Consider the following 26,745-nt stretch of genomic DNA (forward strand, 5'->3'; position numbering starts at 1 on the left):
TCGGTCACCCACACGAGGGGATCCGGCCCGGGGTCCGCTGCCGGGGCCCCGGAAATTGTCGGGGGCGCCGCGCATGATGGATCCCGTGGCAAACGACGTCCTCGACCTCTTCTCCCCGGCGACCAGCACCTGGTTCGCCGGAGCCTTCGCCGCCCCGACGGCCGCGCAGGAAGGGGCCTGGCGGGCCGCACACGCCGGGCAGCACGCCCTGGTCGTGGCGCCCACCGGGTCCGGCAAGACGCTGTCCGCGTTCCTGTGGGCACTCGACCGGCTGGCGGCGGAACCGCCGCCGGCGAACCCGCGCGAGCGGTGCCGGATCCTGTACGTCTCGCCGCTGAAGGCGCTGGCGGTCGACGTGCAGCGCAACCTGCGCGCGCCGCTGGCGGGCATCTCCCAGGCCGCGCACCGGCTCGGCCTGCCCGTGCCGGAGATCGAGGTCGGCATGCGCACCGGCGACACCACGGCGGCGGAGCGCCGGTCGTTCGGGAAAACCCCGCCGGACGTGCTGGTCACCACGCCGGAGTCGCTGTTTCTCATCCTCACGTCCTCGGCGCGGGAATCGCTGAAGGGCGTCGAGACGGTCATCGTCGACGAGGTGCACGCCGTCGCGGGCGGCAAACGCGGCGCGCACCTGGCGTTGTCGCTGGAACGGCTCGACGCGCTGCTGCCCAAACCGGCTCAGCGCATCGGATTGTCGGCCACCGTGCGGCCGGTCGACGAGGTCAGCGCGTTCCTCGCCGGCGGCCGTCCGGTCACGGTCGTGCAGCCGAAGCTCGCGAAGACGATCCAGGTGCGGGTGGAGGTGCCCGTCGAGGACATGGCGAACCTCGACGGTCCGGCGCCCTCGCCGCTGGAGCGGCTCGACGACCTCACGTCGTTGTCGCAGTTGCCGTCGGAAGGTGGGATCGGCACCCAGGAAGAAGTGGCCGGCGCGGCGGTGCAGCGGCCGTCGATCTGGCCCGCGGTCGAGGAACGGGTGCTGGAGCTGATCCGCGCGCACCGCTCCACCATCGTGTTCGGCAACTCGCGGCGGCTCACCGAACGGCTCACCGCGCGGCTCAACGAACTCGCGTCCGAGCAGACCGGTCTGTCCCGGAGCGACGCGTTCCCGGCGGAGGCGGTCGGGCAGTCCGGCGTCACGACGGGTGCGGAGCCGGTCATCGCGCGGGCGCACCACGGGTCGATGTCCCGCGAGCAGCGCACCCATGTCGAAGAAGAACTGAAGTCCGGGCGGCTGCCGTGCGTGGTGGCCACGTCGTCGCTCGAACTCGGCATCGACATGGGCGCGGTGGACCTGGTCGTGCAGATCGAGGCTCCGCCCACGGTGGCGTCCGGGCTGCAGCGCGTCGGCCGGGCCGGGCACCAGGTCGGCGCGGTGTCGTCCGGCGTGATGTTCCCGAAGTTCCGCGGCGATCTGGTGTCGTGCGCCGTCGTCGCGGAGCGGATGGCGACCGGGGCGATCGAGGCGGTGCGGTACCCGCGCAACCCGCTCGACGTGCTGGCCCAGCACGTCGTCGCGATGGTGGCGCTCGAGCCGTGGACGGTGCCGGAGCTAGCGGCGCTCGTCCGGCGGGCGGCTCCGTTCAGCTCGCTGCCGGACGACGCGCTGCACGCGGTGCTCGACATGCTCGCCGGCCGCTACCCGAGCGAGGAGTTCGGCGAGCTGCGGGCGCGCATCACGTGGGACCGGGTCGGCGGCGAACTGCGCGGGCGGCCGGGGTCGCAGCGGCTGGCGGTCACGTCCGGCGGCACGATCCCCGACCGCGGGCTGTTCACCGTGATGACGCCGGGCGACGAGGGCAAACCCGGCTCGCGCGTGGGCGAGTTCGACGAGGAGATGGTGTACGAATCGCGGGTCGGCGACACGATCCTGCTCGGCACCTCGTCGTGGCGGATCACCGACATCACCCATGACCGGGTGATCGTCGTGCCCGCCCCGGGCCAGCCCGCCCGGATGCCGTTCTGGAAGGGCGACGCCGCCGGACGCCCGCTGGAACTGGGGCGGGCGCTCGGCGCGTTCGTCCGCGAACTGTCCACTTCGGACACCGCGACGGCGCGGGACCGGGCCGCCGCGGCCGGGCTCGACCAGCGCGCCTGCGACAACCTGCTGGCGTATCTGGAAGAACAGAAGTCGGCGACCCGGCACGTGCCCAACGACCGCGTCATCCTGCTCGAGCGCTACCGCGACGAACTGGGCGACTGGCGGATCGTGCTGCACTCGCCGTTCGGCGCGCAGGTGAACGCTCCGTGGGCGCTCGCGATCGCTGCCCGGCTGCGAGAAAACCGCGGCGTCGACGCCCAGGTGGCGCACTCCGACGACGGCATAGTGCTGCGGCTGCCCGACGCGCTCGATGCCGACGGCGGCGAGGTCACCATCACCGCCGACGACGTCCTGCTGGATCCGGAGGAGGTCGAGCAGTTGATCGTGGCGGAGGTCGGCGGCTCGGCCGTCTTCGCGGCGCGGTTCCGGGAGTGCGCGGCACGCTCGCTCTTGCTGCCGCGCCGAGACCCGCGGCGGCGCACACCGTTGTGGCAGCAACGGCAACGGGCGTCGCAACTGTTGTCGGTGGCGGCGAAGTACGAGCGGTTCCCGGTCGTGCTGGAGGCCATGCGCGAGGTTCTGCAGGACGTCTACGACGTCGGCGGGCTGCGCGAGCTGATGTCGGACGTCCGGGCGCGCAAGGTGCGGCTGGTCGAGGTGGAGACGCCTGCCGCGTCGCCGTTCGCCCGAAGCCTGTTGTTCGGTTACGTCGGGATGTTCCTGTACGAGACGGATGCTCCGCTGGCCGAACGGCGTGCCGCCGCCCTGTCGCTGGATTCCGCGCTGCTGGCCGAATTGCTGGGCACGGAAGCGATTCGCGAGCTGCTCGATCCGGAGGCCGTGGCCGAGGTCGAACGGTCGTTGCAGCGGCTCGAACCAGATAGGCACGCCCGGTCGGCGGAGGACGCGGCCGACCTGCTGCGGTTCCTCGGCGATCTGTCCGTCGCCGAAGCCGCGGAACGCGGGATTCAGCCGGAGTGGCTGGAAGAACTCGCCTCGGCACGGCGGGCGATCCAGGTGCGCATCGGCGGCGAGGAGCGGTATCTGGCCATCGAGGACGCCGGGCGGGTGCGGGACGCGCTGGGCGTCGCGCTTCCGGTCGGTGTGCCCGAGGCGTTCACCGAGCCGGTGGCGGATCCGCTGGGCGACCTGCTCGGCCGCTACGCGCGGACCCGCGGCCCGTTCTCCGCGACGGCCGCGGCGGATCGGTTCGGGTTGGGTTCAGCCGTCGTCACCGGCGTGCTCGACCGGCTCACCGGTGAAGGCAGGCTGGTCCGCGGCGAGCTGAGTCCGGTCGGGCATCCGGAAACCCATGGCGTGGGCGTCGAATACTGCGACGCGGCCGTGCTGCGGCGGTTGCGGCGTGCGTCGCTCGCCCGGCTGCGGGCAGAGGTCGAGCCCGTGGAGCCGGCTGCGCTGGGCCGGTTCTTGCCCTCGTGGCACGGAATCGGCGCGCGGCTGCGGTCCGCGCCGACGGCCGACGACGTGCTGTCGGTGGTCGAACAGCTTGCCGGTGCGCCGTTGCCGGCGAGCGCGGTCGAGTCGCTGATCCTGCCGAGCCGGTTGCCGGGCTACTCCCCCGCGCTGCTCGACGAACTCACCACCGCGGGCGAGGTCACGTGGGCAGGCTGCGGTTCGCTCTCCGGCGGGGACGGGTGGCTGGCGCTCGCTCCGTCGGACGTCGCGGATCTGCTGCTGCCCGAGGTCGAGGAGAATCCGCCGACGAGTCCGCTGCACGACGCCATCGTGACGGCGCTGGAAGGCGGAGCGTTGTTCTTCCGCCAGCTCGTCGACCGGGTCACGCCGGGTCTGGAGCAGTCGCCGGACGACGGTGCCGTGGTGGCCGCGCTGTGGGATCTGGTGTGGGCCGGGCTGGTCACCGGCGACACGCTCGCGCCGCTGCGCGCGCAGGTCGCCGGGCACGGCGCGCACAAACCCCGGCGGCAGGCGCCACGCGGCCGCTACGCCCGTATGCGCGCCGGCCGTCCGGCGATGCCGTCGCGCACCGGGCCGCCGACCGCGGCCGGCCGTTGGGCGCTGACCCCGCCTCGCGAAGCCGACCCGACCCGACGCGCACATGCCCGCACCGAGGCATTTCTGGAACGGCACGGCGTGCTCACCCGAGGCGCGCTCGACACCGAACGGGTCACCGGCGGGTTTTCCGGGATCTACAAGGTGCTGCGCGGCATGGAGGACACCGGGCAGGTCATCCGCGGCTATGTCGTCGAAGGTCTCGGTGCCGCACAGTTCGCCGCGAAGGGCGCGGTCGACCGGCTGCGGGCGCTCTCCAGCACCGCGCCCGCCTCAGCAGCCCGGAATGACAACGCGCGTGCCGTGGTGCTCGCCGCCGCGGATCCAGCACAGCCGTACGGCGCGGCTCTGTCCTGGCCTGCCGCGACAGGCGACACAAAACACCGCCCGGCGCGCAAAGCCGGAGCGCTGGCGGTGCTGGTCGACGGAATCCCAGCCCTGTACGTCGAACGCGGCGGCCGCTCGTTGCTGAGCTTCACCGAGGAACGCAGCTCACTGCAAGCCGCCGCTGCCGCGTTGTCGACCGCGGTTCGAGAAGGCTGGCTGGGTCAGTTGGCCGTCCAGCGCGCGGACGGAGAACACGCGCTGACCTCGGAGCTAGCCGAAATCCTGCAGGAAGCCGGCTTCCGCGCGACGCCGAAGGGACTCCGTTTGAGAGCTTGATCCTTGCCCCGTGCTGCTCGGCCAAGACGCGAGCGGGTTCGGCCTGTGGCTCGCCATGCGGGCGTTGCCGTCGGGCGTGCTCGGTGGACCCGCGTCGGCGAAGCAGGTGGTGTCACTAGACTTCTCGTGGCCCCTCGGTGGACAAAAGGACGTTCGATCATGGCGATGCGCGAGTTGCGCTACTTCGGTGACCCGGTGCTCAAGTCCGTGTGCGACCCGGTGACCACGTTCGACAGCAAGATCGAGGCGCTGGTGAAGGACCTCCTCGACAGCGTGCAGCCGGAGGGCCGGGCAGGGCTCGCCGCGCCGCAGATCGGGGTCGGGCTGCGGGTGTTCAGCTACGACGTCGGCGGGCTGACCGGGTACGTCATCAACCCGGAGATCGCCCACCTGTCCGAGGAAACGCACGAAATCGGCGAGGGCTGCCTGTCGGTGCCGGAACTGTGGTTCCCGACGGTCCGCGCGAAGCACGCCGTGGTGCGCGGCGTCGACCTGCGCAACGAGCCGATCGAGGTCGAGGGCGTCGACGTGCTGGCCCAGTGTCTCCAGCACGAAACCGACCACCTCGACGGCAAGCTCTATCTCGACCGGCTCACTCCCGACCGGAAGAGGCAGGCGCTGCGCGAGGCGCGGGGCAAAGACTGGTTCTGGAACCGCTGACCGTCCGCGACGTCCGGTCGGCGACGAGCCGCAGCACCGTGCCGTCGTCCGGGCTGGTTTCGACCCGCAGTCCGGCGCGAACAGCGGTCCGGGCCATCGCGTCGTTGCCCGGAAGACGGACCGCGGTCAATTCCGTGATCCCGTCGGCTCCGGCGAGGGCGACCAGCCGAGCGAGCAACGCCGTGCCGATTCCCTGGCGCTGCCAGGCATCCTCGACGAGAAGCGATACCTCGGCCGTACCGTCGCGCTGGGAAATCAGCTGCCCGAACCCGATCACGTCCCGGCCGCACACCGCGAGCAAGCTGGTTCCGCGCGGAGGCATGAGCAAGCGGTGCAGCCATTTCCGGGGAACCGTGCGCAGCCCTGTGTGGTAGCGGTTGAACAACGTCTTCGCCGAGCAGCGAAGATGCACCGCACCGATCGCGTCGGTGTCGCGCGGAGTACCGAGGCGCAGAACGACCGCCGCCCCGTCCGGACGGTCGAGCACCGCCGGACCGGCCAGATTCTGCTCCGCCGCAGCGAGCAGTTCCAGGAAGGCCGCGGCCTGGGCAAGTTCGGGTTCAGCGAATACCACCCATCGCCGCCGGGCGACAAACGCCTGCCCGTCTCCAAAGGGGAAAACCGCCCGGTGGCCACCTTCGGTGCGCCCTGGGTTGGCCTCGCTCATCGGGACGAGCGTCACGAGATCCGCGGACAGCACCATTCGCAACATCGGAGCGCGGCAATCCGGATCAACAATCGCCCGCCGAGCGGCGACGAGCGCTGTCGCGGCTGAGTCGCGAAGTCCGCGAACGGTAGTTTCGGCAATCGTCGCTCGCCCGACGGCATTGGCAATTGCTTCGGTGACCGGCGTGTCGTCGGCGGTGCTGGAAATTACTGCCGGGGCGGACGATTCCCGGGCGTCAGCCCCGATGCACAACTCGCCCGCGACGGGAAGCGCAGTGGTCGCCGGAACACGGCGTGCTCCGGCATCGAGTGCAGAAGCAGTCTCTTGATCCATGGCCGTCGCGACTGAAGGAGCGCGGAGTTCGCGCGCGGAAGCCTCGGTGGGCGGCTTCCCACCGGTGCGGGACGCAGATGCCGCCTGAGCATCGCGTTGCCCGGTGTCAGAGGTTGCCTCTCGATCAGCAACCGCCGGTGCGTGTAGTGGCCCTGAAGACGGTTCAACGCGTGCCACCGGAGCATCGAATCTTCCGACATCAGCTCGAGAAGTTGCCTGTCGATCAGTCGCTGCCGGAGCGTCGAGTGGCCCCTTCGCGGCGCGGGTCGCCGAAGCGTTGCGGCGTCCGGTATTGGGCTTGAGGCGTGTCGCCGGGGCAGGGAGTTTCCGGATGCCAGCGGTTGTCGGCAGTTCGAGGGCTGGTGATTCCGCGATGGGGGTGAGGAGTTCTCGGGCGGCGTCGGCGATTGGATCCTCGGCGGCGAGCGTGGTGGCAGCTGAGGCGCGGACGTCCGGGATGGTGGTTTCGGTCATCCCCAGGCAATCGCCGCCTTCGTCGCGGAGGGCGTCGATCAGGAGGTGCTGGGGCAAGCCTGCTGCTGGGCGCAGGACGAATTCGTCCAGGACGCCGCCGGGGGCTGGGTGTCTGGTCAGGCCGAGGATGCTGCATTCGAGGTCGGCCAGGCGGATTGCGAAGCGGGCCAGGGTACCGGGGTGGGCGTCGGAGCGGACGCGTACTCGCCAGGCTTGGGTTAGCGGGAGGTTTTCGTTGGGGTGGCGGTGGTTTGGCGGGTGCGCGGGGATTGTGTTCGCGAGAAGGGTGCGGGGTGTCGAGGGCATGTCCATGGACGTACGGTCGCCGACGTACGTAACCGGGGGCGTCTTGTGGTGTTTCGGGTCTGTCAGAGGGTGGCCGGGAATGTGTGATCTGCGGGAAACAATGGCGCGGGTCAGATTGGGAACAGCAGGCGGAATTCGTTGTCTTCCGGGTCGGTGAAGTCGACCTGAGGGGCGTTGCGCTGAGAGGTACCGAGTGGGCGGGCACCGGCGGCTTGGATGCGGTCGGTTTCAGCGGGGTCGTCGCCGGATAGGTCTAGGCGGAGGCGGTTTTTGCCGTGTTTCGGGGTGTTCACGCGCAGGAATTCGAGAGTGGGGCCGCGGCCGGTGGGGTTGCGCAGGGTGGTGATGGCGGGCTCGTCGGCGGTGATCGGCCACGCGGTGAGCGGGGACCAGAAGCGGGCCAGGCACGCGGGGTCTTGTGCGTCGACGACGATCGCTGCGATGGCACCGGAATTGGCGTATTCCTCGCGGGGTTCGAGTACGCAGAACTCGTTGTCTTCGGGGTCGGCCAGAACGATCCACGGGACGTTGCGCTGGCCGATGTCGATCGGGCGTGCTCCTGAAGAAACGGCTCGGGAGACCGTTTCGCGCTGGTTCTCGCCGGAGGTGCTGGAGAGGTCCAGGTGGAGGCGGTTTTTGGTGGTCTTCGGGCGGGAGGTCGCGGTGAAGACCAGGGGGAGGTCGCAGCCGTCGCCAGGTGGGGGCTGGATTTCTGCCTCGGCTGGGGATTTCGTGGTGAGTTGCCAGCCTAGGAGGTCGGACCAGAAGCGGGCCAGGCGTGCTGGTTGTTCGGCGGCGGTGACCAGGTTGGCCAGACGTGTTGCCATGTCGCCACGGTAGCGGGCAGGGCCGACAAAAACGGCGGGTCGCGGGGTCGGTAAAAGAACTGTGCCGGCAAGCGCGGGGGTATCACGCTTGCCGGCACAGCCGGATCGCCACGGTGGTCGAGGAAACAGCGCAGAACCGGGAAGCTTCCCCGCTTTCGGTTCTCGAACGCTATCTGGTGGCCAGTCGCAGCAGGGCCCAGGTTTGGGCGGACAGCTCGTGGTCTCCGTCGGTGTGGACCATGGTCACCGGGACTCTTCCCCACAGCCAGAGGTACACGTTCGCGGGCGAGCCGGTGACGATCGCGTCCGCGGCGTCGGCTTCTCGGGGAGAGCAGCGCCAGGCCTCCGTTTCGCCGGGGCCTGCTCTCGCGATCCAGCTGTGGCCGCCGGTGCGGAAACCCACTGTGCCGTTTCGGGTTCCCGAGATGCCCATGGTGGTGAGCTTGTGTCCAAAGTAGAGAGTGATGGCCTCGTCGACGCCGTCGGCGGCCAGGTCGTCGGGCACCGTCGAATCGCCGATTCCGGCTGCGTTCTCGGCGTCCACTCGGTGCACGAGGGTTTCGTGGAGCATGCGGCGGCGCCAGAAACCGTGGGTCGGGTCGGCGGACCACCAGGTGGCGGTTCGGGTGGCCGGGTCGTGGTTGGCCAGTTCGACTTCGAGTTCGGTGCGGGCGACGGAGTAGAAGTCGGCCACCGGCTGGCCGGGCAGGGGCTCGCGCCACGGTTCGGGGCGGCGGCCTTCGCGGATCCAGCCGAGGACCTGCCAGTAGACGGAGCCGACGTGTTTGAGCAGTTCGTTCAACGTCCAGCCGGGGGCGGTGGGCACCGGCGAATCGGGTGACGCCGAGTGCGCCACCTCCCCCAGCAGGTGCGCCTCCGCGGAGAACGCCTCGAGCAGCCGGCCGTGATCGACCGTGCCGAGTTCACGCGACATGGGCTTCCCCGGACATCGGCAGGCCGTGCACGACCCGGCGGACCAGTTCGAGGAACTGGGCGGTCGCCTGCAGCAGACTCTCGGCCAGTTCGGCGGTGACGCGACCGCTGATGCCGGCTTCGGCGGCGGCCCGGGTTTCCGAGTGGTCGGCGAAGAACGCTGACCACTCGCGCAGTTCGGGGGCGACGGCGTCGAGCAGCACCCAGCCGCTGGCCGGACGGCCCCTGCCCCGGCGCGGACGGCCCCGGACTGCGAGCACCGCCCCCGCGCCGCGCAGGGCGGCCAGGTATGCGCCGATGAAGCGTTCGGCTGGGTCGCGTTCGTTGTCCGCGTGGTCGAGTCCGCGGTTGGCCTGGGCGAGGAGGGTGACCGCCTCGGGCGGGGCCGGCGGACGCAGGGACAGCGGAAGTTGCGGCTGGACCTTGGTGCCGGAGCGGCGGGCGGACGGTTCGGAGGGCCGGACCGCGGCCCGGGTGCGGTGGACGACCTGCCTCGGGGGCGGGGCGCTGGGCACGGCATTTTCGGGGACGTGGTGCACGGTGGGCTTGAGGGATGAGGGGCGTTCGGGCTGGGGGGCTGGGGTGTTTTCCGATGCGAAGGGCAGCGCGGGGGTGGTTGCCGGAGCAGAGAGGTTGGCTGCCAGGGACGCTGGTTCGGACGACGAGTCGAGGCTCGGCTCCGCGGAAGCGGGCTGAGCGGGACCAGCCGCCGAAGCAGGTTCGCCAGAACCGGACTGCGAAGGAGACGAGGCGGGCGGCAGACCGGCCTCGCTCGCTGGAACACCACGCTGGCCAGCGTCGGTCACCGAAGCGGACGACTCCGCAGAGTCGATTTCCAGCGCGGGCGTCAAGCCAGGGCCAGTCGCCGGAGCAGCAGGCCCGTCGAAATCGGACGACGAAAGAGACGACGCAGACGGCAAGCCAGACTCGGCCCCTGGAACACCAGACCGGCCAGAGTCGCTCACCGAAACGGACGACGCCGCAGAGTCGCTTCCCGGCGCGGGGGTCAGGCCCGGGCCAGTTTCCGAAGCAGCGGACCGGGCGGGGCCAGCCGCCGGAGCAGCAGCCTCGTTCTCCGACGCGAGCCAAAGATCGAGCCCGGGCTGAGCAGAGCCAGTCACCGAAGCAGGCGACGGAACCGAACCAGCACCCGAACGCGACGCCTGAGCAGCGCTGCCCTCGGAGCCAGCAGCACCCTCTGCAGCAGCACCAGCAGCACCTGGCCGTTCCACCGGCGCGCCGAACGTCAGCTGTTCGCCCACCGCGCCAGGTCGGTGTGCCTCGGGGGCACGGTCCGCGGGGGACACGACCGAGACGGACATGGCGACCCTCCTCCTGCTCGGGTGGGCCGGCCGGAGGCCCGAGGTGCTTCCCCCACCCCGGGACCGGCCGGTGCGTTCCCACCGGGTATCGAACGTCTGTTCGATCTGTTTCCAGAGTAGCCGCGCCGGCGAGTCCGCTCAACCCCGCCGGTGGAATCCGGGCACGTGGTGCGGGACACGGCTGCACTGGCGTGGTCTCATAACCGGGTGAGCACCCACGACCATCCCGCTGTCGCCAAGGTCACCGCCGCGCTGGGCGAGGCCGGGCTGCACGCTGCCGCTGCCGGAGTGCGGGTGTTGCCCGCTGAAGTGCGCACTGCCGCGCAGGCCGCGGAGGCGCTCGGGGTGCCGGTCGGCGCTATCGCGAACAGTTTGGTTTTCCGGGGCCGCACGGCTGACGGGGCCGAGGTCGCGGTGCTTGCCCTCACCTCGGGGGCGCATCGGGCCGAAGAGTCCCGGCTGGCGGAACTCGCCGGGGTCGCCGAAGTCGGCAAGGCGGACGCGGCGTTCGTCCGGGAGCACACGGGGCAGCCGATCGGGGGCGTCGCGCCGGTCGGGCATCCGGAGAGGCTCGTGACGCTCGTGGACACGGCGTTGCGCGGGTACTCCGAGGTGTGGGCCGCGGCGGGGCATCCGAAATCGGTCTTCCCGACGACGTTCGACGAACTCGTCACCCTCACCGGGGGCACCCCCGGCGATCTCGCGGGCGAAGGGGAGGATGGTCGACTGTGACCGCGATGTCCTCCTCCGGGTGCTCCCGGTACGTGCAGCTCTCAGCCGACGAGTTCCGGTCCCGGCTGCCGGAAGCGCTGGCGATCTACGTGAACGCCATGCGCTACCCCGAGGGCACGGCCGAGCAGCGCGCGCCGATGTGGCTCACGCACGCGCTGCGCGAGGGCTGGCGCTGCATGGCCGCCCTCGACGACAACGGCGTCCTGCTCGGCATCGCGTACGGCTACAAGGGCCGCGCCGGGCAGTGGTGGCACGAGCAGGTCCGGCACGGTCTCACCCGCCGCTCCGGAACGGAGGAAGCCGAGCGCTGGCTGACGGACTACTTCGAGCTCACCGAGATCCACGTGCGCCCGGAGAACCAGGGCAAGCAGATCGGCGAGGACCTGCTGCGCCGGCTGCTCGACGGCGTGCCCAGCGCGAACGTCCTGCTCTCCACTCCGGAGGGCACCAGCCGGGCGTGGAAGCTGTACCGGCGCACGGGGTTCGTCGACGTTCTGCGCGACTACCAGTTCACCGGCGATCCGCGGCCGTTCGCGATTCTCGGGCGGGCGCTGCCGCTCGAAACGCAGTAGGACCGCCGCGCGCCCGATGCCGGACCGGGCGCACGGCGCGCTCGCCTACCGCGTTAACCGGCCCCCAGAAGGCCCGCGCGATTCGCGAGTGATCAGGCGTGGCCCAGCGACGGTGCCACTGTCTTGGCCACGGCGACCGCCTTCGTGCAGGCGGTGGCGGAGTCGAGTCCGCTGGTGGGCTCGCCGCTGAACTCCACGGAGACGATCTCGCCATACCCGTGCGCTTCGTCGTCCTTCGGGGTTTCGATCTTGCGCCAGGTCGCGTCGCAGCTGACTACGCTGCTGTCCTCGTCCTTTTTCTGGATGGCCGTGACGCCGTTGCCAAGGTCGGCTGGCTGGCCGTCCTCGGCGTCGGCGGGCAGGCCCTGGTAGAGGTGCACCGAAACCTGCGGGAAGTGGGTGTCGTCGCCGGACCAGAAATCGCATTCGTGCAGGCTCTTGGGCTCCACAAAGGACTTCTGCCCCAACGCGGTCTCCACGGCCTGCTTGCCGGCCACCGCGCACGGGTCGGTGGTCAGCACGGAACCGGGTGCCTGCTTGTACTGCGGCGGAGCGCTGTGCAGTGCCTGCACGACCTTGGTCAGCGCCGCGCGGCCGGGCGCGCAGGCGTCGCCGCCCGGGGCCTTGGTCTGGAAGGTGATCCCCAGCGACTGTTCGAACGACGTCACGACCGAGACCCAGCACGACCCGGGCTTGTCGTCGTCGACGACCAGCGGCAGGCCTTCGAGCTTCTCGACCGGGTCCTTCGACATGATCAGCTGGTCGCCGACGCGCAGCACCAGTTCGACGGTCTTGCCGCCGGAGTCCTTGACGTTGACGCTGCACTCGCCCCATTCGGACGACGAAAGGCTCGACTGGTCCGGAGTGCCGAGGCCGCCGAGAGTCTTGGCGTCCAGCAGCGCGCACGGATCCACGGTCCGCAGGGCCGCCGCCTGGACCGCGGGGTCGGTGATCGGGGGTTTCGCACTGGCAGGCGGAGCGGTGCCCACGGCCGAGCCACCGCCGCAGCCCGCGAGCAAGGCGAGCAGCGCCGCCCCCGTGACCAGCGCCGATGTCCGGAATATTCGGTTTTCGGTGAACATAGGCGGCACCGTAGCGGAATCCGTCACCCGTTCGTGGCGAAATCTCCAAGAATGCGGACAGTCCGTGAAAGTTGCGCAACCGGCCGCGCGCGGGCGTCGTCATCGGGGCTCCGGCCGCCAGTAGCCGACCGCGAGCGCCGCGACGAGCAGCGCCGCACCGCCCCACGCGAACGCGCTCAGCCGTTCGTGCAGGAAAATGACCGAAAGCACGGTCCCGGTAAGCGGTTCCAGCAGCGCGGACAGCGCGCCCAGCACTGGGTGAGCACCGCCGAGGCCGCGGAAGTACGCGACGTACGCGACAGCTGTCGGGACAACGCCGAAGTACCCGGCCAGCAGCAGCACGTCGGCGTGGGCGGGCAGGCTCATGCCGAACCACAGCGCGGCGGGGGTCAGCAGCAAACCGCCGGTCAGACAGCCGAATGCCGTGGTAGCCAACGGTTCCAGGCCGGCGACGGGCTCCGCTGTGACGAGCGTCAGCACGGCGAAACCGGTCGCCGCGAGCAGCGCGAAGGCTAGGCCGCCGACCAGTCGTGCGGGTGACGTCACGGCCTCCGGCGACCACCGCAACAGCACCAGCCCCGCGACGGAGCCGCCGACGGACACCAGCGTCCACAACCTGGGCGCGCGGCGGTGCTGCACTGCGGAAACCACCGTGAGCACGACGGGTGCGGCACCGATCGTGGTCATGGTCGCGACGCTGACCGAACTGAGCGCGACGGCAGCGAAGTAGCTGGTTTGGAAAAGTGCGAAGAGAGCGCCGACAAGGAGGAGACGACGCCAGGTTTCCTTGGCGGGAAGGCGAAGTCCGCCGGTGAGAGCGACGAAGGCGGCGCTCGCGGCGCCGCCGATGAGCAGGCGGTAGGCGGCAACAGCCAGCGGGTGCAGGCCGGCTTGCTGACCGAGAAGCGACCCGGACAGGCCACCGGTTCCCCAGAGCACGCCGGCGACGACTAGGGCGGCCGACGAGCGGGCGCGCGAAGGTACGGCAATAGACATTCGGAAGTGGGCTCCTGCGTCGAAGGAATCGGAAATCGACGACGCGGGGCAGCGTGTGCCGGCCGGTTCAGGACATCATCCGGTGGCCGCGGGCCCGGTTCGGGCGCACGCGGCGAAAACTGCCCCGCTCAGGAGGCTGGTGGTGGGATGACGACGAGGAGCCACTGCACGGGCGGGAGCTTAACCAGAGGCCGGGGAGCCGATCAACGGGTTTGTGGCGTGCGGCGCCAACGGATCTCGCCGTCCTGCCGCTCGTCGGTGGCCGTGAGCCCGACGGCGGCGGCGACCGCGGCGGAGGCCCGGTTCTCCGGGTGGATGTGGGCGACGATCGCGTCCACCGGCTGCCGGTCGAGCCACGCGACAAGCCCGCGCGCGGCTTCGGTGGCGATGCCCCGGCCCTGCCACGGAGTCCCGACCACCCAGGCGATTTCGGCGACCGAGCCGCTGACCGTCGCCTGGACAGTGCCCGCCAGGCCGGAATCGCGCGGCCGGATCACCCAGTTCAGCCAGGACACCGCCGGATCGGGCGAGCCCGCGGTCATCCGCTGGTAGCGCGAGCGGAGGGCGGCCAAGGAATCCGGAGCGCCGCCGATGTAGGTGTGCAGGGCCGGATCCGACAGCACGACGGCCATCTCCCCGGCGTGCGAGACGGACAGCGGCAGCAGGTCCAGCCGGGCCGTTTCGATGAGCTGAGCGGTAACCATGCGGGAAAGACACCCGGGCCGGTGCGGGAACACCGGCCCGGGAAAGCAGTCTCAGTCCAGTTGCGCCAGCTGCTCGCGCAGGGTGTCCAGTCCCATGCCGCCCATCTGCAGGGCCTTGGTGTGGAACTGCTTGATGTCGAACGCCGCACCCTGCCGCGCCCGGGCGTCGTCGCGCGCGGCGAGCCACAGGCGTTCGCCGAGCTTGTACGAGGGGGCCTGGCCCGGCCAGCCGAGGTAGCGGTCGATCTCGTCGCGGATGTGCGCCTGGTCGGTGATCGTGCGGGTGAGCATGAACTCCAGGCCCAGGTCCGGCGTCCAGCGCGAACCCTCGTGGAATCCGGTGCCCGCCGGGATTTCCAGCTCCAGGTGCATGCCGAGGTCGACCACGACGCGGGCGGCGCGGAACAGCTGCTCGGACAGCATGCCGAGCAGGTTGCCGTCGTCGGAGAGGTAGCCCAGTTCCTCCATGAGGCGTTCCGCGTACAGCGCCCAGCCCTCGCCGTGCGCCGAGATGAACGTCATCAGCCGCTGGTACTTCGTGAGCGTCTCGGCCTGGTTGACCGCCGTCGCGATCTGCAGGTGGTGGCCGGGGACGCCCTCGTGGTAGACCGTCGACACCTCGCGCCACGTCGTGAATTCGTTGCGGTCGGCGGGAAGCGACCACCACATCCGGCCGGGACGGCTGAAGTCCTCGCTCGGCCCGGTGTAGTACGCGCCGACGCCGCCGCCGGGCGGGGCGATCTTGCACTCCAGCGCCATCAGCCGGTCCGGGATGTCGAAGTGCTTGCCGCGCAACGACTTCAGCGCGTCGTCGGAAAGCTGCTGCATCCAGGCCTCGAACTGCGGGCGGCCCTGGATGCGGTAGCGCGCGTCGGCGTCGAGCACCGCCGCGGCTTCCGCGGGCATCGAGCCGGGCTTGATGCGGTTCGCGACCGCGCGCATTTCCGTTTCCAGCCGCGAGAATTCGTGCCAGCCCCACTCGTAGGCCTCGCGCAGGTCCAGCTCCGCGCCGATGAAGTAGCGCGACCACAGCCGGTAGGTGTCCTCGCCGACGGCGTCCTTGACCGGGGCCTTCGGGGCCAGTTCGGCGCGCAGGAATCCGGCGAACTCCGCGAACGCCTCGTCCGCGGCCCGCGCGCCCGCGGCCAGGTCGGACTTCAGCGAATCGACACCCGCGTCTGCGACCATGCTGGCGAAGAAACCGGGGCCGTCCTTGAGCCCGGCCCACGTCTCGCACTGCTCGGCGACCTTCGAGACCTGCCGCAGCGCGGAAACCCGGCCCTTGTCGGCCGAGGCCAGCAGCGCCGCGCGGACCCCGGCCAGCGCCTCGGGCACCTTCGGCAGCCGGGCCGCGACGTTCGCCCAGTCGTCCGGGGTGTCGGTCGGCATCAGGTCGAAGACCATCCGCAGGCCCTGCACCGGGCTCTCGATCACGTTGAGCGAGGCCGCGTCGAGACCCGCGTCGTGGATCTCCAGCTCGAGGCCGATCCGCTCGGTGAACACGGCCTTCGCGACCCGCTCCCCCGCGTCCGCCGGTTCCGCGGCGTTCACCGCGGCCAGCGCGCGCCGCGCCAGGTCCGCGCGGGCGTCGTGGCCCGCGGGCGAATAGTCGGTCAGCTGGTCGTCGTAGCCCGCGACGCCGAGCATGGTGGCCGCGACCGGGTCCACGGCCACGTAATCGTCGACGTACCGGTCGCAGATCTCCGGAACGCTCTGTTCGGTGGAAGCCATGTCCGGCACGCTACCGGCCGGAGGCGCCCCCAGCCCACGGAGTTACGCGCGGGCGGGCACCAGTCCGAGCCGGGTGACCACCTCGCGCGTCGCCTTGGACCGGTTGAAGGTGTAGAAGTGCAGGTCGGGCACGCCTTCGGCGATCAGTTTCTCGCACAGTTCGGTGACCCAGTCCAGACCAGCCGCGCGGAACGCCTTGGGGTCGTCGGAGAACGGCTCGAGCCGGTCCAGCAGCCGCTGCGACGCGGGAGCGCCGGAGAGCTTGATCGTGGTGTGCAGCGTGCGCAGGGTGGTCAGCGGCATGATGCCGGGCAGCACGAGCGCGTCGCAGCCCGCGGCGGCGACCCGGTCGCGCAGCCGCAGGAAGTCCTCTGCCTCGAAAAACAGCTGCGCGATCGCGAAATCGGCTCCCGCGCGGAACTTGCGGACCAGGTGCTTCGTGTCCGATTCCAGGTCCGCCGAACGCGGGTGGCCGTACGGGAAGGCCGAGACGCCGACGCAGAAGTCGCCGAGCGAGCGGACCAGTTCGACCAGTTCCTCGGCGTAGGTCAGGCCCTCGGGGTGCGGCACCCAGTCGCCGTAGACGTCGCCGGGCGGGTCGCCGCGCAACGCGAGGATGTTACGCACGCCGACCGCCGCGTACCAGCCGATCACGTTCCGCAGTTCGGACACCGAATGGTCGACCGCCGTGAGGTGGGCCATCGGGCAGAGCGTGGTTTCGGTGGCGACGCGGGCGATGCTGCGGATGGTGCCGTCGCGGCTCGAACCGCCCGCGCCGTAGGTGATCGACATGTACGCCGGGTCCAGCGGTTCCAGCTCGCGGATGGCCTTCCACAGGACGGCCTCGTCGGCCTCGTCGCGGGGCGGGAAGAACTCGACGGAGAACGCGGGCCCGTCCCCCCGCAGCCTTTCGATCACCGACGTCATGGAGGGAAATGGTAGTGGCTCGCTTCGGCCCGCGGCAGAGTTGACGGGTGGGCTTGGCCACGGCGCGTACCGTCAGGGGCGAACCCTGCGGGGAGGCGAGCCATGAGCAGTGAAGACGACCTGGCCTGGGACGACGACGTGCGCGTAGCGGTCTACCGCGCGTTCTCCACCCGCGGCCGCCCGCCCACCGCGCCCGAGCTGGCGGACGCCGCGCACGGGTCGCTCGCGGTGGCGAAACAGGCCCTGCACCGGATGGCCGACCCGAGATGGCTGTGGCTCGACGAATGCGAGCACGTGGCGCTGGCCGCGCCGTTCGCGGCGGTCCCGCTCGGGTTCGCGGTGATGGGCGAGCACACCATGTGGTGGGGCGGGTGCGCCTGGGATTCGTTCGCGATCCCGCACCTCGTCTCCGGCGAGCCCGAGGTGCTGGTGGCGACGCGCTGTCCGGGCTGCGGCGAACCGTCCGCGCTGGTCGTGCGGCGGGACCGGCCGCCGGGCGGCGCGCAGGTCGCGTACTTCCCGGCCCCGCCCGACCAGCTCGCGGGCGACCGGGCGAAGCAGAGGCTGTACTGCGCCGAATCCTGTGTGGACAGTCCGGGCGAGCTGCTCGGGCTCGACGCGCTGTGGCATCTCGCGAAGGACTGGTACGAGGGCTGTCTCGAACCCGGCTACCGGCCGCGCGGACCGGCCGAGGCGGCGGAGTACTTCGCGGCGAGCGGGCGTCCTGACGCGTTCCGGAGCGGCTGACCGCGTCTGGTGCGCCACATCCGGGGGCGCCCGGCGTGACCCCGGCCGCCCTCGTCCCGGAGGATGAGGGCATGGACGCGCCCGGATTCGACGCCGACCTCCCCGCGCACGTGGAGCGTGCGCTGGCCGATTTCCTCGGCCGGGCGGGGAGCGAGATCCTGCGCACCGAGCCGAGCGTCGCGGCCGGGATCGAGGCGCTGTCCGGTTTCGTGCTGGGCGGCGGCAAGCGGATCCGGCCGACGTTCGCCTGGTGGGGCTGGCGCGGCGCGGGCGGCGCGGCGTCCGGTCCGCTCGCCGAGGGCGCGCTGCAGGCGGTAGCGAGCCTGGAGCTGATCCAGGCGTGCGCGCTGATCCACGACGACCTCATCGACTCCTCCGACTCGCGCCGCGGCAAGCCGACCGTGCACGTGGCCGCCGAGAAACTGCACGCCGACCGCGGCTGGCTCGGTACTCCGTCGGTGTTCGGGCTGGCCAGCGCGGTGCTGGTGGGAGACCTGGCGCTGGCCTGGGCCGACGACATGTTCGCCGACGCCCCGCTGCCCGCGGAGACGATCGCGGCGGCCCGCCCGGCCTGGCGCGCGATGCGCACCGAGGTGCTCGCCGGGCAGTACCTCGACGTCCGCACGCAGGCGGTCGGCGACGCTTCGCCCGAGGCCGCGCTGCGGATCGACCGGCTCAAGACCGCCGCGTACACCGTCCAGCGGCCGCTGCACCTCGGCGCCTCGCTCGCCGGGGCGGACGACCGGTTGATCGCCACGCTCCTGGAGTTCGGCGGCGACGTCGGCGTGGCGTTCCAGCTGCGCGACGACCTGCTCGGTGTGTTCGGCGACCCGTCGGTGACCGGCAAGCCCGCCGGGGACGACCTGCGCGAGGGCAAGCGCACCCTGCTCGTGGCGCTCGGCCTGCAACTCGCCGCGGAGAAGGGCGACCACGCCGCGGCCAAGGTGATCGCCGGCGCGATCGGGGCCGCCGACCTGACCAGCGGCACCGTGGACCAGGTGCGCGAGGCGCTGACCTCGGTCGGCGCGGTCGCCGCGGTGGAGCGTCAGATCGACGAGCTGACCGCGTCCGCGAACGCCGCGCTCGACCGCGCGCACCTGGCCGAGCCCGCTCCGTCGGCGCTCGCCGAGCTGATCCGTCTGGCTACCCAGCGGAAGTTCTGATGCGCACGGTGAACGGGCCCGCCGACCACGTCGTGGTCGTCGGCGCCGGGCTGGCCGGGCTCTCGGCGACGCTGCACCTGCTCGGCGCGGGACGGCGGGTGACGCTGCTGGAGCAGCAGAAGATGCCCGGCGGACGAGCCGGTCAGCAGGACTTCGGCGCGAACGCGGTCGACACCGGGGCCAGCGTGCTCACCATGCCGGAACTGGTGGACGAAGCTCTGCACGCGGTCGGTGAATCGCTGGCTGACACAGTGCCGGTGACCAGGCTCGATCCGGCGTACCGGGCCCGGTTCGCGGACGGCAGCACGCTCGCCGTGCACACCGACGGCGACGCGATGGAGGCCGAGATCCGGTCGTTCGCCGGTCCGGCCGAGGCGGACGGTTACCGGCGGCTGCGACGGTGGCTCACCGACCTGTACGCGGCGCAGAAGGACCACTTCATCGGCGCGAACTTCGATTCGCCGCTGGATCTGGTCCGGCCGGAACTCGTGAAGCTCGCGGCGTTGGGCGGCTTCGGCCGGTTAGGGCCGCGCGTCTCCAGCTTCTTGCGCGACGAGCGCGTACGGCGGCTCTTCTCCTTTCAGGCGCTGTACGCAGGTCTCGATCCGACGCGTGCGCTTGGCGCGTACGGCGTCATCGCGTACATGGACACTGTCGGCGGCGTGTACTACCCGCGCGGCGGCATGGGCGCGATCGCCCGCGCGATGTCCGACGCTGCAACGCGCGCTGGTGCCGAACTGCGGTTCGGTACGGAAGCTGCGTGGCTTGAGCGAGTGTCGTCCCGCGTACGCGCTGTACGCACGCGCTCGGGCGAGCGTATTGAGTGTGACGCCGTGGTGCTCGCGACAGAGCTTTCGGCGGCGTACCGGCTGATCGGTGCGCGTCCGCGGCGGGTGCTGCCGTTGAAGTACTCGCCGTCGGCTTTCGTGCTGCACGGACACGCGGACCGTTCGTGGCCGGAATTGGACCACCACACGATCTTTTTCGGCCAGGCGTGGGAACGGACCTTTGCCGAGATCGTCCGCGAGGGCAAGCTGATGAGCGATCCGTCGCTGCTGGTCACGCGCCCGACCGCGACGGAGCCGACACTCGCCGGCGACGGCGGCGAGATCGTCTCCGTACTCGCTCCGACCCCGAACCTGAACACCGGCCCGATCGACTGGGCGCGCGTCGGCCCGGCTTATCGCGAAGAACTGCTGCGTACGCTGGAAGCGCGCGGGCTCACCGGGTTCCGCGACGAGTACATTGTGGACGAACAGCTGACTCCGGCGGACTGGGCGGCGCGCGGGTTGGCCGCCGGGACGCCGTTCTCGCTGGCGCACACCTTCCGTCAGACCGGCCCGTTCCGGCCCGCGAACCTGGTGCGGGCGGCGGAAAACGTGGTGCTCGCCGGGTGCGGGACGACGCCGGGGGTCGGCATCCCGCCGGTGCTGATCTCCGGACGGCTCGCCGCGCAAAGGATCACCGGCCGGTGAGCGAGCTCGACGCGGCCGGTATCGCCGAGCCCGCGCTGCGTGCTGCTTACACGACGTGCCGGCGCATCAACGCCCACCACGGGCGCACGTTTTTCCTTGCTACCCGGCTGCTTCCGGCGCGGGCCCGGCCAGCCGCGCACGCGCTGTACGGCTTCGCGCGGATGGCCGACGAACTGGTCGACAACCCCGAGCCCGGCACCGATCCGGCGGTCGCGCTGGACAAGGTCGCCGGACTGGTGGACGAGGTTTACGACGGGCGGGTGCCAGCCGATCCGGTGCTGGCTGCCCTTGCCGATACGGTGCGCCGGTACGACATCGGTCGTCCGCTCATCGATGCGTTCCTGCATTCCATGCGGATGGACCTGACGGTCGCGGAATACGCGACCTACGCCGATCTCGGGGAGTACATCTACGGTTCGGCTTGCGTGATCGGGCTGCAGATGCTGCCGGTGTTCGGGACTGTCGCGCCGCTGGAGGAAGCCGCGCCGAGTGCGGCGGCGTTGGGGGAAGCGTTTCAGCTGACCAATTTCCTGCGGGATGTCGGCGAGGACCTCGATCGCGGGCGATTGTATCTGCCTACCGAGGAATTGGCGGCGTTCGGGGTGGACCGGGAAAGGCTGGTCTACGCGCGTCGCCAGGGCCGTGCGGATCCACGGGTGCGGGCGGCGCTCGCGGTGGCGGTTTCGCGGACGCGGGCGGTTTATCGGCGGGCGGAGGCCGGGATTGCGTTGCTGCGGCCGGAGTCTCGGCCGTGCGTGCGGACGTCGATCACCTTGTACGAAGGCATTTTGGACGAGATCGAAGCCATGGACTACGCCGTGCTGAACCGACGCGCTGTGGTGGGCAAGGGGCGACGGGTTGCGGTCGCGGTGCCTGCGCTGGTGCAGCGTGCGCTCAGTGCCAGGCCGGGGCGCCTTCGCTGACTTGGGCCGGTTCGGCGCTGGCGTCGTAGGAGCGCAGCCAATCCGGGGTCAGGCGGATGAGGGCGAAAGCCTCGTCGAGGGCGCGGGAGCCGGGGAACTGTTCCAGGTACATCTCGCCTGCGTCGCGACGGGAAGTGCCGGATTCGATAACCGCCTCGCCTTCGACTTGGACAGAGATCGTGTCGGTGCAGCCGATGACCGCGGCGGTGCGCGGGTTGGCGCGGAGATTGGCCACTTTTCGCGCGGTGCGGTGGGTGTTGAACAGCAGCGAGCCGTCCGGGGTGACGGCGAAGCTGACCAGGGCCGCTTCGGGGTGGCCGTTCGCGGTGGTGGTCGCGACGACGCCTAGCGGGTTGGCTCGGACGAAGCTCGTGAAGTCCGCCAGGGACAGGATTTCCATGAGCGTCAGGTTAGCCGGGCCCGGTGGGCGGCGACGCGTTCCCTTGTGGCGCAACGGGAAGAGCAGTACCGGCGCGGGCTGCCGCCGCCTAGGTGGGCGAACGGTTTTCCGCACGACGGCGACGCGCACAGGCCGCCGGGGGCGCTTTGGCGGTCAGCCAGCAAGGTGGCCAAGGCCAGCGCGGAGGACGTGATCAGCCAGGCACCCCACGGGCCGTCGTCGGATGCGTCGACATGGAGGTGCCAGCCGAAGTTGTCGTCGTGTGCGGTCAGGCGCGGGGGTCCGGCGTAGGCGGTGAACAGCGCGTTCAACACCTCGGCGGCCGAAGCGGCGTCTGGTGCGGCGAAGACTTCCCGCAGTTCCAGTGCGGCGGCGCGTAGCTCGGCCACTTCGCGCGGGGAAAGTTGGAGTTGCGGTTCTCCGTGCTCGACCAACACTGCGGCTACTGAATCCGGCGCAGGGTCCTCCGTCAGCAGCACATCGAGCAGCGCTACGGCACGGCGGACCGCGTCCCGGGCGGAGCGGCCCGCGAAATCCGGCTGCGTTCCAGGCATGCCTCACTGTAACATCTTGATTGTGACAAGCCGTTACAGATTCGCGGCGTATCTCACCGGGGCCACTGCCGCGCGCACTGGGGACGAGCTGTCCGGCCCGGCGGTGTTGCTGCTGGGCGTGGGTGCTTCGGGAGCCGTCGCGGGGTCGACGCTGCTGGCCGGGCTCACGATCGCGGCGGCGGTGGGCGGGCCGCTGCTGGGCGCGGTTCTGGACCGGTCGCGTACGCCAGGACGGATCCTGGCGGTCGGGTTGGTCGGGTATGCGGCGGGGCTGACGGCGATCACTGCGCTTTTCGGACAGGTGCCGTTTGCGCTGGTGGTGGCGATTGCGGTGGTGACCGGGTTGCTGGCGCCGGCGATCGGCGGCGGGTGGACCGCGCAGGTGCCCGCGCTCGTACCGACGGAGAAGCTCGGCAAGGCGAGCACGCTTGACGCGATGACGTTCACTGCGGCAGCGCTCGTCGGGCCGGGGCTGGCCGGAGTGCTCGCCGCGACTGCGGGGGCTCCGGTCGCAGTGGTCCTCGCGGGCGGGTTGATGCTGGTTGCGACGCCGTTCGCGTGGCGACTGCCCGGGAGAACCGAGAAACAGCCGTCGCGATTCTTTGCCGCGGCCACGGTTCTCGTGCGCAATCCCGCGTTGCGGCAGTCGACAGCGACCTCGACGTTGTCGTGCGTCGGGATCGGGATGGCGTTCGTCTGCTATCCGCTGGTCGGCGCGCAGCGGCTCGGCAGCGCGGGGTACGGGACGTTGCTACTCGTCGGGTTGTCAGTCGCGTCGTTGCTGGCGAACGCCGTCCTTTCGCGACGGTCGTATTCGCCGGACCGTGCGGTCCAACTGAGCACTATCGCGATCGGGATCGGGCTCGCGGGGGCGGCGGTGGCGCCGAACGCAGTGCTGCTGGTGGCTGCGGTGGCGCTCACCGGGGTTGGCGAAGGACCGCAGCTGGCGTCGTTGTTCGCGGTGCGGCATCGGGAAGCGCCGCCGGAAATGCGGGCGCAGGTGTTCACCACCGCGGCGAGTATCAAGATCGCCGGAATTGCGCTGGGGAACGCGGTGGCTGGGCCGTTGGCTGCCTGCTCCCCCACCGCCGGATTGGCCGCGGCGGCGGGGATGCAGGTGGTCGCGGCGGTCGCGCATCCGTTGTGGACGGTCAGAAAGCAGCTAGTCCATTAGGGGTTCCATTGCCGGTCGGGCCGTCGTATCCCGGGACGCCGGTGCACAGGTAGTCACCGCATTCCTCGAAGCCGACGTTGTTTCCGCTGATGACATCGTTGAGCTTCCCCGAATACAGCCGCGAAGCGTCGGGATACTGGTCGTGGTGCCCGGCCAGCGCGATGACTCCGGCGATGAACGGCGCCGACGCGCTGGTCCCGCCGACCACACTCCAGCCCGACAGGACTGTGGTCTCGTAAACGGCGGGTCCGGTGGCGGGATCGGCTACCGCGGCGACGTCGGCGACGGTCCGGCCGGGACAGTTCGGATCCTTCTGCCACGACGGTTTCGCCACCCAAGCCGAACATCCGCTCGACGCACCGATCCACACCGATTCGGTCCAGCCGCGCGCGTTGTCCGCTTTGGACAGTGACGTGCCGCCGACCGCGACGACACTCGAGTACACCGCGGGCGCGTTGGGTGCGGCGAATCCGCCGTCACCGCTCGACGCGACGATCGCGACACCGGGATGCTGATAGTGCGCGGCGAAATCGCCGGACCAGTGGCTTTCGGGCGCGCCGTAGCTGTTCGACACGATCGTCGCGCCGAGTTTCACGGCGGTGTCCACAGAGGTGCCGAGTGCGTCGAAGGACGCGTCGTCTCCTTCTACCAGCAGGATTTTGCACTGGGCGCAGGCGGCGGAAGCCATGTCCAGGTCCAGCGCGGTCTCCACCGGCCAGTCGCCTTGCTGCGGCGGGAGCGGCGTGGCGTCGCCGTGCTGGTTGACTTTGCGGAAGCAGCCGTTCGCCGTGGTGCAGGGCGGGAGGCCGTAGGTTTGTCGATATACCGCCAGGTCTGCTTCGGCGGTCGGGGCGTCGCCAGCGTCGACGATGGCGATCGTTTCGGAAGAGCCGCCAGTGTCAGGGAGGCGGTATGCGGAACGCAGGTCAGCGGGGCTGTAGCCGGTGGCGCGCAAGGCAGTCCGACTGTCCACTTTGGCGTAGCAGCGGGCGAATCCTGGCGCGGCGGGACCACAGATGTCTCGTGGAGCGGCGGACGCGACGGACGGGATGAACGCGCCGAGGAGAATCAGCACAGCCAGGATGCGTTTCATCGCTGGGCCTTCCCGACGGTGTAGGCGTTGCTGATCGTTTGGGTGATCGCGTTGCCCGCCAGGTCCTGCGCGGTCACCTTCAACGAGGGCGAAGTCCCGGCCGGTGGATTCCGCCAGACTGCCACGTATTCGCCGAACAGTCCGAAGACCTGCGCGGGCTGCCAGGTGGCTCCGTTGTCGACGGACACCGAAACCGTCGCCGAGGTGATCGGCGAATGCGAACCGGCACCGCTGTACGCCGCGTGGCCGACGTGCAGTTCCAGCATCTGCACCGGCGAGGACGACGTCGTGGAGAGATCGGAATCCAGCCGGTAGTCGACGGTCAGCGCACCGAGGATCCGGCACGGTTGAGTCGGGTCGCTGGCCCGGCAGCGATGCGGGGACGGCAGCGCGGTGCCCGCCGCCGGGTCGTATCGCAGGGTCAGTTCGGTGCGCAGTTTTCCGGCTTGGCTGACGCCGGGAATAGCGGTCCGGTCGACGTCCAGTACGCCGCGGAAGGTCGCGGGCGTCTTCGGCACCTCGACCGACACACCGTAGGTGCCGTCCTGGTCGAAGACCTGCTGATCGTCGCGGTACAGGGAGAAATGCAGCCGCGGGGCGTAGAACAGCGGGAGTGCGGTGTGGTCCGGCACGCTGTCCCGCAACGCCGGAATCGCGACCGAAACGGTACCGCCGGAGTAGCAGGCCTCGCAGAGCCGGTCTCGCTGCCACTGCCCGAGACCGGCCGACAGCGGACCGCGGGACCAGTCGACGGTCGTGGTGCTGCCCGGCCGATAGGGGTGCGGATCGGCGGTCATCAGCTGGTACGACGAGCCTTTTTGCTCGTACTGCACCCATTCCCTGGTGTGCGTGGTGCCGAGGTAGTCGGTCAGCACCCCGGGAGCGGGGATGAAGAAGCCGCTCGCGCCGAGGCCGTGCCGCCGGATCACCGGGTCGACCGGTCCGCTGTCGATCGCGACCGGCATCTTGTCCGCGGGATCGGCGTACATCCGGTCCCGGACCGTCGCGAGTTCACTGTCCTTTGTGGAGAAGGACTGGTTCTCGGAGATGCCCTCGGTGGCGAAGGAAAGATCGACGCGGTACCGGTCTTCGGGCTTGGGTGCTTTGCCACCCCATTGCACGACGTAGTGCAGCAAGCCCTGATCCGGCTTCGGCACCGGCCGCACGTACTGCTTGGTCTTGCCGCCTGAGATGCCGACGGCGAATCCGCGGCCGGTCAGGTCCTCGCGGAAGAAGTTGGTAGTGAGCAGGTCCTGCGTGGCCGACTTCGGCGCGGCCACCTTGACCTCGGCGGTCGCGTACTTCTCCTCGACGGTCAGGGTCTGCACGTCCGGCGAGTCGCCGACGACGAAGCCCTCGACCCACGAGGTCCGCGTCGCGGTCACGCTGCCGGCGCTGTCGAAGTCGGAGAAGGTCGCGGACGCGGCGTAATGGCCCTCGGGAACCGCGATCCGGGTGACGCCGTCGACGTCGACGTGCCGCAGCAGCTTGGCCGAGGAATCGGTGTTGATCAGCGACACCATTCCGTTGACCGAGCGGCCCTGCAGATCGGCGAGGCGGAGTTCGAGGATCTTCATCGGGTAGCGCGGCTGCTGTTCGCGAGGCGCACCGGCCAGCCGGATCGTCGCGGGCAGCGCGCTGCTGCCTGCCGGACGGCCGGCGGACGCGTCTTCAGCGAGACGTCGGTGCAGGTCAGCGGTGAATTCGGCGGCGGAAACGAGGGTGCCGGTCGCCGTGTTCCCGGCGGCCGAGCCGAGCGTGATGCCGGGCAGCGCCGCCGGGGCCGCGCCCGCCGGGAAAGTGATCTCCAGCGGGGTGTTCCCGGACTGCATCCGCGCGAGCGCGGTGACGTCGAACAGCGATTTGTCCAGCTTTCCGAGAAACGGAACGGCGTCGCTCGGAATGACGTAACGGTCGCCACCATCGGCTTGATAGGACTGAAAAGTGGTGCGAGGCGGCGACGAAAGGGCGTAATTCGTACCGCCGTTCGGTCCCGGGAAAACCGTGACCCGGTCCCCCGTCACCAGCGTCACTTCCCGCGCTTGCGGCGCTGCCGCGAAGGGCACGGTCTCAGCGGCCGCAGGCGGTGCCGGCAAAGCGGAACCGCCCAGCACCAGCACTGCCGACGCGAGCGCGCAGCGTCTTCCGGAAACCCGTCCTCCCATGCCCGATGCTCCTCTCCAGCATGCGGCCGAGCAGGATTTTCAGGACGGTT

The 26,745-nt window shown here is 70.5% G+C and carries 22 protein-coding genes; 9 read left to right on the forward strand and 13 right to left on the reverse strand.

The features are described 5' to 3' along the window. Positions 1 to 73: 73 nt before the first annotated feature. Complete coding sequence (locus tag WA670_RS26095) at positions 74 to 4,735, forward strand: ATP-dependent helicase (RefSeq protein ID WP_442893131.1); 4,662 nt, start codon at positions 74 to 76, stop codon at positions 4,733 to 4,735. Positions 4,736 to 4,894: 159 nt separating this feature from the next. Next, positions 4,895 to 5,395: a peptide deformylase gene (def, locus tag WA670_RS26100; protein WP_336159148.1), complete on the forward strand. Its 501-nt coding sequence runs from the start codon at positions 4,895 to 4,897 to the stop codon at positions 5,393 to 5,395. On the opposite strand, the gene WA670_RS26105 is transcribed toward def, so the two are convergent. The 4 genes from WA670_RS26105 to WA670_RS26120 form a co-directional block, all read right to left on the reverse strand. Continuing rightward, the gene (locus WA670_RS26105) at positions 5,328 to 7,181 is read right to left on the reverse strand and encodes a GNAT family N-acetyltransferase (protein ID WP_336159149.1); all 1,854 of its coding nucleotides are present in this window, start codon (positions 7,179 to 7,181) and stop codon (positions 5,328 to 5,330) included. The genes def and WA670_RS26105 overlap by 68 nt on opposite strands. A 104-nt stretch (positions 7,182 to 7,285) precedes the next feature. Further along, entirely contained in the window at positions 7,286 to 8,002 is a 717-nt protein-coding gene (locus WA670_RS26110; RefSeq protein ID WP_336159150.1) for a VOC family protein, read from the reverse strand. 169 nt (positions 8,003 to 8,171) lie between these two features. Next, complete coding sequence (locus WA670_RS26115; RefSeq protein ID WP_336159151.1) at positions 8,172 to 8,936, reverse strand: maleylpyruvate isomerase N-terminal domain-containing protein; 765 nt, start codon at positions 8,934 to 8,936, stop codon at positions 8,172 to 8,174. After that, positions 8,926 to 9,450, reverse strand: a complete 525-nt coding sequence (locus tag WA670_RS26120) for an SAV_6107 family HEPN domain-containing protein (RefSeq protein ID WP_336159152.1) — start codon at positions 9,448 to 9,450, stop codon at positions 8,926 to 8,928. Before WA670_RS26120 ends, WA670_RS26115 begins: the two co-directional genes overlap by 11 nt. Before the next feature lie 1,014 nt (positions 9,451 to 10,464). Between WA670_RS26120 and WA670_RS26125 the strand changes: the two genes are divergently transcribed. Continuing rightward, complete coding sequence (locus WA670_RS26125) at positions 10,465 to 10,989, forward strand: YbaK/EbsC family protein (protein ID WP_336159153.1); 525 nt, start codon at positions 10,465 to 10,467, stop codon at positions 10,987 to 10,989. After that, on the forward strand, positions 10,986 to 11,561 hold the full coding sequence (locus tag WA670_RS26130) for a GNAT family N-acetyltransferase (RefSeq protein WP_336159155.1): 576 nt from the start codon (positions 10,986 to 10,988) through the stop codon (positions 11,559 to 11,561). The genes WA670_RS26125 and WA670_RS26130 overlap by 4 nt, the downstream gene beginning before the upstream one ends. Positions 11,562 to 11,653: 92 nt before the next feature. On the opposite strand, the gene WA670_RS26135 is transcribed toward WA670_RS26130, so the two are convergent. From WA670_RS26135 to WA670_RS26155, 5 genes are all read right to left on the reverse strand, one after another. Next, positions 11,654 to 12,643: a DUF3558 family protein gene (locus WA670_RS26135; RefSeq protein WP_336159157.1), complete on the reverse strand. Its 990-nt coding sequence runs from the start codon at positions 12,641 to 12,643 to the stop codon at positions 11,654 to 11,656. A gap of 99 nt (positions 12,644 to 12,742) precedes the next feature. Then, positions 12,743 to 13,639: a DMT family transporter gene (locus WA670_RS26140; RefSeq protein WP_336159158.1), complete on the reverse strand. Its 897-nt coding sequence runs from the start codon at positions 13,637 to 13,639 to the stop codon at positions 12,743 to 12,745. Between the two features lie 203 nt (positions 13,640 to 13,842). Beyond that, on the reverse strand, positions 13,843 to 14,343 hold the full coding sequence (locus WA670_RS26145; protein WP_336159159.1) for a GNAT family N-acetyltransferase: 501 nt from the start codon (positions 14,341 to 14,343) through the stop codon (positions 13,843 to 13,845). Between the two features lie 51 nt (positions 14,344 to 14,394). After that, positions 14,395 to 16,074, reverse strand: a complete 1,680-nt coding sequence (locus tag WA670_RS26150) for a DUF885 domain-containing protein (RefSeq protein WP_336159161.1) — start codon at positions 16,072 to 16,074, stop codon at positions 14,395 to 14,397. 42 nt (positions 16,075 to 16,116) lie between these two features. Beyond that, the gene (locus WA670_RS26155) at positions 16,117 to 17,001 is read right to left on the reverse strand and encodes a methylenetetrahydrofolate reductase (RefSeq protein ID WP_037809712.1); all 885 of its coding nucleotides are present in this window, start codon (positions 16,999 to 17,001) and stop codon (positions 16,117 to 16,119) included. A 102-nt stretch (positions 17,002 to 17,103) separates the two neighbouring features. On the opposite strand from WA670_RS26155, the gene merB reads away from it, so the two are divergent. From merB to WA670_RS26175, 4 genes are all read left to right on the forward strand, one after another. After that, positions 17,104 to 17,748 carry an organomercurial lyase gene (merB, locus tag WA670_RS26160; RefSeq protein WP_037809711.1) on the forward strand — a complete coding sequence of 215 codons (645 nt, stop codon included), beginning with the start codon at positions 17,104 to 17,106 and terminating at the stop codon, positions 17,746 to 17,748. 71 nt (positions 17,749 to 17,819) lie between these two features. After that, positions 17,820 to 18,911, forward strand: coding sequence for a polyprenyl synthetase family protein (locus WA670_RS26165; protein ID WP_037809708.1), 1,092 nt, complete (start codon positions 17,820 to 17,822; stop codon positions 18,909 to 18,911). Beyond that, the gene (crtI, locus tag WA670_RS26170; RefSeq protein ID WP_336159163.1) at positions 18,911 to 20,386 is read left to right on the forward strand and encodes a phytoene desaturase family protein; all 1,476 of its coding nucleotides are present in this window, start codon (positions 18,911 to 18,913) and stop codon (positions 20,384 to 20,386) included. The genes WA670_RS26165 and crtI overlap by 1 nt, the downstream gene beginning before the upstream one ends. Further along, a complete protein-coding gene (locus tag WA670_RS26175) occupies positions 20,383 to 21,309 on the forward strand; it encodes a phytoene/squalene synthase family protein (RefSeq protein ID WP_336159164.1) in 927 nt (308 codons plus the stop codon). The genes crtI and WA670_RS26175 overlap by 4 nt, the downstream gene beginning before the upstream one ends. Here WA670_RS26175 and WA670_RS26180 read toward each other — a convergent pair. Next, positions 21,281 to 21,709, reverse strand: a complete 429-nt coding sequence (locus tag WA670_RS26180; RefSeq protein WP_336159165.1) for a pyridoxamine 5'-phosphate oxidase family protein — start codon at positions 21,707 to 21,709, stop codon at positions 21,281 to 21,283. The two genes, WA670_RS26175 and WA670_RS26180, sit on opposite strands and share 29 nt — an antisense overlap. Positions 21,710 to 21,714: 5 nt before the next feature. Continuing rightward, positions 21,715 to 22,263, reverse strand: a complete 549-nt coding sequence (locus WA670_RS26185; RefSeq protein ID WP_336159166.1) for a CGNR zinc finger domain-containing protein — start codon at positions 22,261 to 22,263, stop codon at positions 21,715 to 21,717. Between the two features lie 22 nt (positions 22,264 to 22,285). Between WA670_RS26185 and WA670_RS26190 the strand changes: the two genes are divergently transcribed. Continuing rightward, positions 22,286 to 23,437, forward strand: a complete 1,152-nt coding sequence (locus WA670_RS26190; RefSeq protein ID WP_336159167.1) for an MFS transporter — start codon at positions 22,286 to 22,288, stop codon at positions 23,435 to 23,437. Here the strand turns inward: WA670_RS26190 and WA670_RS26195 are convergent. Together WA670_RS26195 and WA670_RS26200 are read right to left on the reverse strand one after the other, a co-directional pair. Beyond that, positions 23,415 to 24,530: a S53 family peptidase gene (locus WA670_RS26195; protein WP_336159168.1), complete on the reverse strand. Its 1,116-nt coding sequence runs from the start codon at positions 24,528 to 24,530 to the stop codon at positions 23,415 to 23,417. The genes WA670_RS26190 and WA670_RS26195 overlap by 23 nt on opposite strands. Further along, a complete protein-coding gene (locus tag WA670_RS26200) occupies positions 24,527 to 26,695 on the reverse strand; it encodes a hypothetical protein (protein ID WP_336159169.1) in 2,169 nt (722 codons plus the stop codon). Before WA670_RS26200 ends, WA670_RS26195 begins: the two co-directional genes overlap by 4 nt. Positions 26,696 to 26,745: the final 50 nt, after the last annotated feature.

The organism is Amycolatopsis sp. VC5-11 (genome assembly GCF_037034185.1).
GTDB lineage: Bacteria > Actinomycetota > Actinomycetes > Mycobacteriales > Pseudonocardiaceae > Amycolatopsis > Amycolatopsis nivea.

Excerpts from the sequence above, each read along its gene's own strand:
- WA670_RS26095 (WP_442893131.1), top strand. The coding sequence starts at position 74 with ATGATGGATCCCGTGGCAAACGACGTCCTCGACCTCTTCTCCCCGGCG.
- def (WP_336159148.1), top strand. The coding sequence starts at position 4,895 with ATGGCGATGCGCGAGTTGCGCTACTTCGGTGACCCGGTGCTCAAGTCC.
- WA670_RS26105 (WP_336159149.1), bottom strand. The coding sequence starts at position 7,181 with ATGGACATGCCCTCGACACCCCGCACCCTTCTCGCGAACACAATCCCC.
- WA670_RS26110 (WP_336159150.1), bottom strand. The coding sequence starts at position 8,002 with ATGGCAACACGTCTGGCCAACCTGGTCACCGCCGCCGAACAACCAGCA.
- WA670_RS26115 (WP_336159151.1), bottom strand. The coding sequence starts at position 8,936 with ATGTCGCGTGAACTCGGCACGGTCGATCACGGCCGGCTGCTCGAGGCG.
- WA670_RS26135 (WP_336159157.1), bottom strand. The coding sequence starts at position 12,643 with ATGTTCACCGAAAACCGAATATTCCGGACATCGGCGCTGGTCACGGGG.
- WA670_RS26140 (WP_336159158.1), bottom strand. The coding sequence starts at position 13,639 with ATGTCTATTGCCGTACCTTCGCGCGCCCGCTCGTCGGCCGCCCTAGTC.
- WA670_RS26145 (WP_336159159.1), bottom strand. The coding sequence starts at position 14,343 with ATGGTTACCGCTCAGCTCATCGAAACGGCCCGGCTGGACCTGCTGCCG.
- WA670_RS26150 (WP_336159161.1), bottom strand. The coding sequence starts at position 16,074 with ATGGCTTCCACCGAACAGAGCGTTCCGGAGATCTGCGACCGGTACGTC.
- WA670_RS26155 (WP_037809712.1), bottom strand. The coding sequence starts at position 17,001 with ATGACGTCGGTGATCGAAAGGCTGCGGGGGGACGGGCCCGCGTTCTCC.
- merB (WP_037809711.1), top strand. The coding sequence starts at position 17,104 with ATGAGCAGTGAAGACGACCTGGCCTGGGACGACGACGTGCGCGTAGCG.
- WA670_RS26165 (WP_037809708.1), top strand. The coding sequence starts at position 17,820 with ATGGACGCGCCCGGATTCGACGCCGACCTCCCCGCGCACGTGGAGCGT.
- crtI (WP_336159163.1), top strand. The coding sequence starts at position 18,911 with ATGCGCACGGTGAACGGGCCCGCCGACCACGTCGTGGTCGTCGGCGCC.
- WA670_RS26180 (WP_336159165.1), bottom strand. The coding sequence starts at position 21,709 with ATGGAAATCCTGTCCCTGGCGGACTTCACGAGCTTCGTCCGAGCCAAC.
- WA670_RS26185 (WP_336159166.1), bottom strand. The coding sequence starts at position 22,263 with ATGCCTGGAACGCAGCCGGATTTCGCGGGCCGCTCCGCCCGGGACGCG.
- WA670_RS26195 (WP_336159168.1), bottom strand. The coding sequence starts at position 24,530 with ATGAAACGCATCCTGGCTGTGCTGATTCTCCTCGGCGCGTTCATCCCG.
- WA670_RS26200 (WP_336159169.1), bottom strand. The coding sequence starts at position 26,695 with ATGGGAGGACGGGTTTCCGGAAGACGCTGCGCGCTCGCGTCGGCAGTG.